Source organism: Sphingomonas segetis, assembly GCF_009720245.1.
Classification (GTDB): Bacteria; Pseudomonadota; Alphaproteobacteria; order Sphingomonadales; family Sphingomonadaceae; genus Sphingomicrobium; species Sphingomicrobium segetis.
This window is the reverse complement of sequence record NZ_WJSQ01000010.1, coordinates 21693-31686: the sequence shown is the minus strand read 5'-3', so window position 1 is coordinate 31686 and position 9994 is coordinate 21693. Positions and strand designations below refer to the sequence as shown.

10 protein-coding genes are annotated in these 9994 nt (G+C 66.2%); 9 read left to right on the top strand and 1 reads right to left on the bottom strand.

What is annotated here, in order from left to right; all coding sequences use genetic code 11:
- Together GH737_RS02135 and GH737_RS02130 are read left to right on the top strand one after the other, a co-directional pair.
- Positions 1–217: winged helix-turn-helix domain-containing protein (locus GH737_RS02135; protein ID WP_196232936.1), on the top strand; the 217-nt coding region annotated here is incomplete at its 5' end.
- Between the two features lie 853 nt (positions 218–1070).
- Entirely contained in the window at positions 1071–2273 is a 1203-nt protein-coding gene (locus GH737_RS02130; protein WP_230558578.1) for an IS110 family RNA-guided transposase, read from the top strand.
- Here the strand turns inward: GH737_RS02130 and plsY are convergent.
- The gene (plsY, locus tag GH737_RS02125) at positions 2259–2858 is read right to left on the bottom strand and encodes a glycerol-3-phosphate 1-O-acyltransferase PlsY (protein ID WP_196232935.1); all 600 of its coding nucleotides are present in this window, start codon (positions 2856–2858) and stop codon (positions 2259–2261) included. The two genes, GH737_RS02130 and plsY, sit on opposite strands and share 15 nt — an antisense overlap.
- A 70-nt stretch (positions 2859–2928) precedes the next feature.
- Here plsY and murI point away from each other — a divergent pair, with 70 nt between their 5' ends.
- The 7 genes from murI (at position 2929) to GH737_RS02090 (ending at position 9971) form a co-directional block, all read left to right on the top strand.
- Positions 2929–3720: a glutamate racemase gene (gene murI / locus GH737_RS02120; protein ID WP_155263212.1), complete on the top strand. Its 792-nt coding sequence runs from the start codon at positions 2929–2931 to the stop codon at positions 3718–3720.
- Between the two features lie 58 nt (positions 3721–3778).
- Positions 3779–4990 (top strand): 5-aminolevulinate synthase, encoded by a 1212-nt coding sequence (gene hemA / locus GH737_RS02115; protein WP_155263211.1) that lies wholly within the window; start codon positions 3779–3781, stop codon positions 4988–4990.
- Between the two features lie 112 nt (positions 4991–5102).
- Positions 5103–6824 carry a hypothetical protein gene (locus GH737_RS02110; protein WP_196232934.1) on the top strand — a complete coding sequence of 574 codons (1722 nt, stop codon included), beginning with the start codon at positions 5103–5105 and terminating at the stop codon, positions 6822–6824.
- Between the two features lie 179 nt (positions 6825–7003).
- Complete coding sequence (gene rpiB / locus GH737_RS02105) at positions 7004–7450, top strand: ribose 5-phosphate isomerase B (protein WP_155263209.1); 447 nt, start codon at positions 7004–7006, stop codon at positions 7448–7450.
- Entirely contained in the window at positions 7450–8769 is a 1320-nt protein-coding gene (gene glyA, locus GH737_RS02100) for a serine hydroxymethyltransferase (RefSeq protein WP_155263208.1), read from the top strand. The genes rpiB and glyA overlap by 1 nt, the downstream gene beginning before the upstream one ends.
- A gap of 3 nt (positions 8770–8772) precedes the next feature.
- Entirely contained in the window at positions 8773–9255 is a 483-nt protein-coding gene (gene nrdR / locus GH737_RS02095; protein ID WP_155263207.1) for a transcriptional regulator NrdR, read from the top strand.
- Positions 9255–9971 carry an RNA methyltransferase gene (locus GH737_RS02090; protein ID WP_155263206.1) on the top strand — a complete coding sequence of 239 codons (717 nt, stop codon included), beginning with the start codon at positions 9255–9257 and terminating at the stop codon, positions 9969–9971. The genes nrdR and GH737_RS02090 overlap by 1 nt, the downstream gene beginning before the upstream one ends.
- Positions 9972–9994 lie beyond the last annotated feature (23 nt).

Sequence of the window (9994 nt, the reverse complement as noted above, 5' to 3'; positions counted from 1 at the left end):
GCTTTCGCTCCGCAAGGGCACGACGCTGACCAAGGAAATGTTCCTCAACCATCTTTACGGCGGCATGGACGAGCCCGAGCTCAAGATCATCGACGTGTTCATCTGCAAGCTGCGCAAGAAACTCAGCCTGGCTTGCGGGGGCGCCAATTATATCGAAACCGTCTGGGGCCGCGGCTATGTGCTGCGCGAGCCTGTCGAGCTGGGACTGGCCGCCTGACCGGAAGGCGCTGCGGGACCACCGCTCGGGCCCGCTGCTCGGCGCCGGCCGACCTCGAGTGCCGGACCATTCACCGGGCGAGGGCCTTTCCGGCACGTCCGGCCCCGCGCGGCTGAAATGGCAGGATTCCGGGCTTCCTGATTTCCCATCGGAACACTTGGCGCGGGCTCCATCTGCTTGCGGCCGCGATTTCCCGCGCGGGTAAATCGGCGCTGCTGAAAACGGGGCCAACCGGCTGGATATGACCGGATGGCGCGTCTTTGAGCGTGATCCTTCTAACACGGATGGTGCGTTTGCTGGGCGGCTGACGCCCCGGACCGCTTGAGGGCAGGGTTGAATGCGAGTTGGATGCGGGGACATCGATTGGGGGTCGAAACCATGACGAAGCTCGACTAGACCTTGTTCCGGAAACATCGCCGACTCCGGGCCCTGGTTCAGAAGATCAACTTCGCCTACCATGTGGAGCTTGGCTGATTTCCCAGTGCGTACCGGGCGGATCGGACTTCGAAGCCACGAAGTGCCTTGAAATGCCGGTGACCTAATTCGAAGCCGAGCCGCCCCCCTTCACTCGCAGCATTTTCCCGGACGGCCAGGCAAACGGACGCGCGGGCGGAACGTCGACTGCGCTGCCGCAATAAGCTCGAGCGAAACCAGCCCGGCCGCGGAACGGTCCGCGATACTCGGATCGACGCTCAGCAGGCAGAGCCCTGAACGCAGCCCGGACGCACGCCCTTCCGGCTGGGGGCGAATCCCGAAATGCGGTCGCGCGGGCACGAAGGGAGGACAGGAGCGATCGGGGCGGCGGTGCCCATGCCCAGCCGGTCGTTGCCTGACCGCGCACCTTTATCTGCGGTTGGAACAAGGCGGGGGCTTGGCGCCTGGTTGTTCGTCTTACCGACGAGACAGGCATATGAACGAAGACAGAATCTGGGTGGGGCTTGACCTGGGGCTGGCGCGAACGAGCGTCTGCGTCGTCGATGACGACGGCGTTCCGCTGCACGAACTGGAATGCGAAACGAAGCTTGGGGCCCTCAAGGATGCACTGGCACCATTCCCGATGGAGCGCATCGGCTTGATCGCCGTCGAGGCCGGCAGCGACACCCATATTGTAAGAAAACTGAGGGGCGCCGGATTTCCGGTCGTGATGTTCGATGCGCGAAAAGCCAGCAAGTTTCTCGCCGTTCGCCGGAACAAGACCGACGCGAGCGACGCCAGAGGTCTCGCGGATCTGGCGCGCGTGGGGCGCAATACCGTGTCTCAGGTTTATCTCAAGAGCCGCGAGTGCGAGCAGCTTCGCGGCTTGCTCGTGATGCGAAACAGGCTCGTGATGATGCGCGTTGCCATGGAGAATTTCCTTCGATCGCGGCTTGCGCTCTACGGTCGGCCGTTCAAGGCAGTGTCCACCGCTGGCGGTCTGCGCCTGCAGGTGCAGGCGCAACTTGCCGATGTCCGGGTTGAAGAAGGGGTGGATTTGCGGGCCGATCTTCAACCGCTCGTCGAGCTCTGCGAGAGCCTGAAGGTCCATCTTGCGGCGCTCGATCGCGATCTCAAGAAAATGGCCCGGTCCGATCCGGTCTGCCGGCTGCTGATGGGAGTGCCGGGCGTGGGGCCGATTTGCGCGCTTTCATTCACCAGCGCGGTCGAGGACCCGGGACGGTTCCGGGCCGCGGCCGATGTCGGCGCCTATCTCGGCCTGGTTCCGAGGCGGTATCAATCCGGTTCGGTCTCGCGGACCCTCGGCATCACCAAATCCGGCAGCAGGCTCACCAGGACGCATCTGGTGACGTCTGCAACGGTCTTCGGAACGACCGCCCCCGACTGCGCGCTCAAGCGCTGGTACCTCGCGCTTCGCGGGCGCGCCGGGTCGAAGCGGGCGCGGGTCGCGCTTGCCCGCAAGCTCGCGGTCATTCTCCTGACGCTCTGGAAAACCGGCAAAGGATTCGAGCTCGATCCCGCGGAACCGGAAGCGCCGGGGCTCGCAGTCGAGATCAGCGACCAGGAACCGCCGACAGGTGCCGACGCCGGGAATCCCTCCAAACCCTCAGAGGCCCGATGATTTCCTCAAGGCAACGCGTGGTTCGGTTCCTTTCGTCAGGCGAAGGATGTTCTCGCGATGCTTCCACAGGACAAGCAGCGCGAAACCGACCAGCATTGGGGCGTAGGCCGAATCGAGCGCCAGTGCGACGATCGGCGCGGTGACGGCAGCCGTCATACCTGCGAGCGACGAGATTCGGAGCGTCAGCAGCAGGAACAACCAGACGGCGGCATAGACCAGCGCTGCGGGCCACAGCAGCGCGATCAGGATCCCGAGGAAGGTCGCGACGCCCTTTCCGCCGCGGAAGCGAAGCCACACCGGGTACAGATGGCCGACCAGCGCGCCCGCGGCGGCCACCGCGCCGGTCTCCCTCCCGAACAGCAGTTGCGCGAGCAGAATAGCGGCGGTCGCCTTGAGGCAGTCGAGGATCAGCGTACCTGCGGCGAGCCATTTGCTCCCGGTCCGCAGCACGTTGGTCGCGCCGATGTTTCCGGAGCCGATGGTGCGCAGGTCGCCCTTGCCCGCGAGCCGCGTCAGCAACAGCCCGAACGGGATCGACCCGAGCAGATAGCCGAGCGCCAGCGCAAGGAGCATCTCGCGGGTCATTGCGGGGTGGTAGCAAACCGGAGCGGCGGCGCAACTTGCGGGTGCGGCTGCTCCGCGCCACACAGCAGGGGTGGACCCGAACTCCCCCATCCTCTTCTTCGATTCCGGCGTGGGCGGGTTGTCGGTGCTCGCGCCGACGCGGCTGCTGCTGCCCAACGCGCCGGTCGTCTATGCCGCCGACAGCGCCGGCTTTCCCTATGGCAAGCGCAGCGAGGCGGAGATCGCGAGCCGGGTGCCCGCGCTGCTCGGGCGCCTGGTCGAGCGCTTCCAGCCGCGACTTGCAGTCATAGCCTGCAATACCGCCAGCACGATCGCGCTCGATCATGTCCGCTCCGCGCTCGACCTGCCGGTTGTCGGGACCGTGCCGGCGATCAAGCCCGCCGCCGAGCTGTCCGCGTCCCGCGTGATCGGCGTGCTCGGCACCGAAGCGACGGTGCGCCAGCCCTATGTCGACGACCTCGCCGCCAGCTTCGCGGCCGACTGCACAATCATCCGCCACGGCTCACCCGGGCTGGTCGAGCTCGCCGAAGCGAAGCTTGCCGGAGCGGAAATCAGCGTCGAAGCAGTACGCGCCGCCACCCAGCCGATGTTCGATGCGCCCGGCGGCGACCGCATCGACACCGTCGTCCTCGCCTGCACCCACTTCCCGCTGCTGCAGGAGGAGCTCGGCCAGGCGTTTCCGAAGGTGAGCTATGTCGACGGCGGGCCCGGCATCGCGCGCCGGATCGCCTGGCTCACGCGCGAGCAGCCCTGGCCCCAGGAACCTGCCGGCGGAATTATCGTCTATACGAGTGCAGACGGCGAACGGCCGTTGATGAGCGTCCTAGCGCGCTACGGACTGACCGAGGTCAAAACTTTGTAGTTGCGAGTCGTTCGCAATGGCCTTGCAGCGGAGCGGACGGTAAAGGGCCGGGCAAGCCATGGACTACGACCGGATTTTCAAGTCGGCGATCGACCGCCTTCACGACGAGGGCCGCTATCGCGTCTTCATCGACATCCTGCGCACCAAGGGAAGCTTCCCCAACGCGCACTGTTTCGGCGGCAACGGTCCCAAGCCGATCACGGTCTGGTGCTCCAACGATTATCTCGGCATGGGCCAGAACCCCAGGGTCGTCGAGGCAATGGAGACCGCGCTGCGCGAGGTCGGCGCCGGCTCCGGCGGCACCCGCAACATCAGCGGCAACACTCATTATCACACCGAGCTCGAGGCCGAGCTCGCGAGCCTTCACGGCAAGGAAGGCGCGCTTCTGTTCACCTCCGGCTACGTCTCGAACGAGGCGGCGCTGTCCACGCTTGGCAAGCTGCTCCCCGACTGCATCATCTTCTCGGACGAGCTCAACCACGCCTCGATGATCGCGGGCATCAAGAGCTCGGGCTGCGAGAAGCGCGTGTTCCGCCACAATGACGTCGAGCATCTCGAGGAGCTTCTCGCGGAGGCCGATCCCGACACGCCCAAGCTGATCGCGTTCGAAAGCGTCTATTCGATGGACGCCGACATCTCGCCGATCGCCGCGATCTGCGACCTTGCCGACAAGTACAAGGCGCTGACCTATCTCGACGAGGTGCACGCGGTCGGTATGTACGGCGACCATGGCGGCGGGGTTTCGGAGCGCGAGGGCGTCGCGGACCGCCTGACCATCATCGAAGGAACGCTCGGCAAGGCGTTCGGCGTGATGGGCGGCTATATCGCGGCCTCGAAGACGATCATCGACTGCATCCGCAGCTACGCGCCCGGCTTCATTTTCACGACCAGCCTGTCCCCGGTGCTCGTCGCCGGAGCGCTCGCCAGCGTGCGCCACCTCAAGCAATCGCAGGAGGAACGCCGCGCGCAGCAGGAATCGGCGGCGATGCTCAAGGCGAAGTTCGCCGCGGCGGATCTGCCCGTGATGCCGAGCTCGACCCACATCGTGCCTCTGCTCATCGGCTCTCCCGTCAAGGCCAAGCGCATCAGCGACGTTCTGCTCGCCGAGTACGGACTCTACGTCCAGCCGATCAACTTCCCGACGGTGCCGCGCGGCACCGAGCGCCTGCGATTCACGCCCGGCCCGACTCACACACCCGAAATGATGGACGAGCTGGTGGGTGCGCTCGTCGAGGTTTTCGGACGCGAAGAAATCCGTCTCGCCGCCTGAATTCCCGCGTGGAATTGCGTTACGTGGTTGCTAGCATTGCCCGCTGCGATTCGGTTTGCATGGGGTCCTGGGGGTGCCGAAAGTGTCGCCGAGGTGGCTTTACAGCCCGCCGTTGCGCCTGCGCGCCGTGCCTCGGCGCTGGGTGCCGCTGTTCCGCCTGCTCTGGTTCCTGTGCTTCCTCCTGGCGGTGGCCGCCGTCGCCCTCGGCACGGTCCACGCGCTGCGCGACACCTATGACGTCCGCCCAGTCTTCAAGGCGCTCGCGCTCGACTACGACCTGGAGGACAACGGCCGGATAACGATCCACCCGGAATCGAGACCGGAGGCCCGATATTCGCTCATCGCCATCGACGACGTGGGGGTCGACCCGGACATCCGAATTCCGCAGCTTGCCAGGCGCCTGAAGGCCGCGCCGGGACCGGTCGTGAGGCTCGACGTGCGTTCCGAAGACGGGACCGGACTGCAACTGCAGCAGACGCGCCGCACGGCACCGCTCGACGCAAGGGCAAGCCGGACGCGCAACCTGCGCTTCACCGCGCGGCTCACCTCCGGGCTGCTCGCGTGCGGAGTGCTCCTGCTCTGCTCATTCCTGCTCGCCAGGCGACGGCCAAGCGATCCGGTCGCCCTCCTCTTCGCATTCGCCTTTGCCGGCCTCGCTTCGACAATCGATCCGCCTCTGGCGATGTGGATGGCGTACGGCTGGCCGCCGATTTACGACCTCGCCTCTTCGCTCTGGTTCTACCTGCTTCTGATCGCGCTGGCAGTTTTCCCCGACGGCATCTTCGTTCCGAAGTCGTACCGCTGGCTGCTCGCCGCAGGGATTCCGCTTGCGATATTCGTGTCACTCCAGGACGTGAATGCGACGCTCCAGGCGTTCCTCGGCCTCGGCTCCTTGCTCGCCGTCCTCACCGGCCAGGCGATCCGCTATCGGCGGTTGAACCCCGGAATCGAGCGGCAGCAAATCAAATGGGCGGCGTTTGGCTTCGCCGCCGGCCTGCTGCTGGTCGCGCTCGCCTTCCTGTTCCTTCCCTTCCTTCCTCAGGACGGCAGTCAGCAGAGCCTGATGCTGAACCTGGCGGTCGTCCTGCTGTTCAGCCTGGGAATGGCAGTCCTCCCGCTGGGGCTGCTGGTCGCTTTGACCCGCTTCCGCCTGTGGGAGGCGGACACGGTCATCACGCGGTCGGCCGCCTACGCGGTGGTCACGCTTGTCGTGGGCGTCGTCTGGGCCGTCAGTTCGGACCTCCTGAAGATGGTGATCGAGGAAGTGATCGGTCGCGAGAGCCAGGCCGGAGCGACGACCGCGGGAGCGGTGATCGCCGCAGGGATCTTCTCGCCGACGCAGTCGCTGGTGCTCGGCTGGACACGCAAACGGTTCGGCGGCCCGCTCGACCGCATGCGCAACGCGCCGGAGCGGATGAAAAAGTGGGCGCTGACCGAGACGCCGGCGGAAGTCGCGACGCGCGCACTGGCGATCATCGACGACGTGATGCATCCCTCAGCTTCCGCGATCGTGCTCGACACGGCGCTGAGCCGCGAGCTGATCGCCGCCCGAAACACATCGTCGGCGGACGATCGGGAGCTGATCGAGAAGCTCGCGCTGACCGATGAGGAAGGGCCTGTCGGGACCCTGCTCCTCGGCCGCCGCTCTGACAGGAACCGCTATAACCGGCAGCAGATGGAGGCGGTCGAAGAGATGATCCCCGCACTCGCCGAAGCGTTGCGCATCGCTCGCAGCCATCATTCGCGAGAAAGCGAGATGCAGCAGCGGCTCGACGAAATGGCGGCTCGCCTCGCGCAGCTCGAAAGCGGCGGACCAAAACCGGAGCCCGCCTGAGGGCTGTCCTACAACCCCCTTGTCGCGTTAAGCACGATTCAATGGTCGAACGCTTTGCTGCTTGTGGAACCCTGAAGGCCGATCCATGCGGCCCGAAGGCGCGCACACGCTCGTTAGTGCGAACATTGGTGAAGATTGGGCCAATGGCGCTGCACCGAATGGGCCGCTAGGGAGAAGCCATGCGCATTGCCCTCGCCGCTGATCACGCGGGATATGCCCTCAAGGACGAGCTCGTCCGCTGGCTCGGCGAGCAGGGCCATGACGTCACCGACCTCGGCACCAACAGCGCCGACCGCGTGGATTATCCGGAATTCGGGGCGAAACTCGCCCGCTTCGTCGCGGCCGGCAATGCGGAGCGCGGAATCGCCGTCTGCGGCTCGGGAATCGGGATTTCCATTGCGGTCAATCGCGAGCCCAAATGCCGCTGCGCACGCGTCGACGACCCGCTCTCGGCTGCGCTCGCTCGGGAACACAATGACGCGAACGTGCTCGCCTTGGGCGGCCGACTCATCGGCACCGACATGGCCAAGGGGTGCGTCTCCGCCTTCCTCGGCACGGACTTCGCCGGCGGGCGGCACCAGCGCCGGGTCGACCAACTCTCCCACGAATTGCAGGATTCCGACTGATGGCTACCGCCGCCGATCTCGAACGCGACACCAGCTACCGAGTCCCCCACGGTTTCTTCACCAGCGGCCTCAGCGAGAACGATCCCGCGGTCGAGGACGCCATCCGCGCCGAGCTTCGCCGCGAGCAGACGCAGATCGAGCTGATCGCGTCGGAAAATATCGTCAGCAAGGCGGTGCTCGAGGCACAGGGGTCGGTGCTCACCAACAAATATGCCGAAGGCTATCCGGGCCGCCGCTATTACCAGGGCTGCGCTCCCTCGGATGCGGTCGAGACGCTCGCGATCGAGCGCGCGAAACAGCTCTTCGGCTGCCAGTTCGCCAACGTCCAGCCGCATTCCGGCGCGCAGGCCAACGGTGCCGTGATGATGGCGCTGCTCAAGCCCGGCGACACAATCATGGGCCTCAGCCTCGCGGCCGGCGGGCACCTCACCCACGGAGCGCCGCCGGCGCAATCGGGCAAATGGTTCAACGCCGTCCAGTACGGCGTTCGCCAGGACAACCATCTGGTCGATTTCGAGGAGGTCGAGCGGCTCGCGAAGGAGCACCGGCCGAAGCTGATCATCGCCGGCGGCTCGGCCTATCCGCGCCACTTCGACTTCGAGCGCTTTCGCGAGATTTGCGACGAAGTCGGCGCGATATTCATGGTCGACATGGCCCATTTCGCGGGGCTCGTCGCAGCCGGCGAGCATCCGACGCCGTTCGGCCATGCCCATGTCGTGACGACGACCACGCACAAGACGCTTCGCGGCCCGCGCGGCGGCATGGTGCTGACCGACGACGAGGCCATCGCCAAGAAGATCAACTCCGCCGTTTTCCCGGGACTCCAGGGCGGCCCGCTGATGCACGTGATCGCGGCCAAGGCGGTCGCGTTCGGCGAGGCGCTCCAGCCCGAGTTCAAGGCTTATGCCAGGGCGGTGATCGCCAACGCCAAGACTCTCGCCGGTCGCCTCAAGGAGCGCGGCGCCGATCTCGTCGCCGGCGGTACCGACACGCATGTCGCGCTGGTCGACCTGCGGCCGCTCGGCCTTACCGGCAAGGACGCCGACGAGAGCCTCGAGCGCGCGGGGATCACCTGCAACAAGAACGGCGTGCCTTTCGACCCGCTGCCGCCGGTCAAGACCAGCGGCATCCGCGTAGGATCGCCCGCCGGCACGACACGAGGCTTCGGCGAAGCCGAGTTCCGCGACATCGCCGATCTGGTCGCCGACGTTCTCGACGGGCTCAAGGACAATGGGGTCGACGGCAACGGCCCCGTCGAAAGCCGCGTCAACGAGCGTGTCCTCGACCTCTGCGCGCGTTTCCCCATCTACCAGGGATAAGGGATGCGCTGTCCTTTTTGCGCGCACGAAGACAGCCAGGTTAAGGACAGCCGCCCGACAGAGGACGGCGCGGCGATCCGCCGGCGGAGGCAGTGCGAAGCCTGCGGCGCCCGCTTCACCACCTTCGAGCGGGTCCAGCTGCGCGATCTCACGGTGGTCAAGAAGAACGGCGAGCGCGAGCCGTTCGAGCGCGACAAGCTCGCGCGTGCCATCGGCCATGCCACGCGCAAGCGCGACATCCCCGCCGACAAGATCGACCGGATGATCACCGGCATCCAGCGGCGGCTCGAGACCCAGGGAGACGAGGTCAAAAGCGCGGAGATCGGGGAAGCGGTGATGGATGGCCTCAAGGCGCTCGACCACGTCGCCTACATTCGCTTCGCCAGCATCTACAAGGACTTCAGCGAGCCCGGCCATTTCGCCGAGATCGCCGAAAGCGTGGAAAAGGAAGCGGCCCCCGCGCCACCGCCCGACAAGCTGCTCTGATGGACCCCGTCATCGTGCTCGTCCGCCCGCAGCTGGGGCAGAATATCGGCAGAGCGGCGCGGGCGATGCTCAATTTCGGGCTGACCGAGATGCGGCTGGTCACGCCGCGCGACGGCTGGCCGAACCCGGACGCCGGTCCATCCGCGAGCGGAGCCGACGTGGTGCTCGAGCAAGCGAAGCTGTTCGCCACCGTTGCGGAAGCCATCGCCGACTGCCGCCACGTCTTCGCGTCTACGGTTCGCCGCCGCGATCTCGTGATGCCGGTGCTCGGTCCCGAGCAGATGGCGGAACAGATCCGCGCGTCGGCCGGGCGAAGCGCGATCCTGTTCGGCGCCGAGCGCTCCGGCCTCGAGACCGAGGAAGTCGCGCTCGCGAACGCGATCGTCACCGTCCCCATCAACCCGGAGTTCGGCTCGCTCAACCTCGCCCAGGCGGTCATCCTGCTCGCCTATGAATGGTCGCGGCGCGCCGGCCTTGCGCAGCCCCCGGCCAAGGAGCTCGAGTCCCCGGCTCCCCACGCCGAAGTCGAGGGGCTGATCGGCCAGCTCGACGCGGAGCTCGAGCAGAAGGGCTATTTCCATCCGCCGTCGCGGACCCAGTCGACCAGGAACACGATCCGCACGATCTTCACCAAGACCGGCTGGTCCTCGCGCGAAGTCAAAGCCGTTCGTGGAATCATTCGCGCGTTGGTCGATCCGCCCCGCCGTCGCGGCTAGCGAAGGTTCCGGCTTGCTGATAT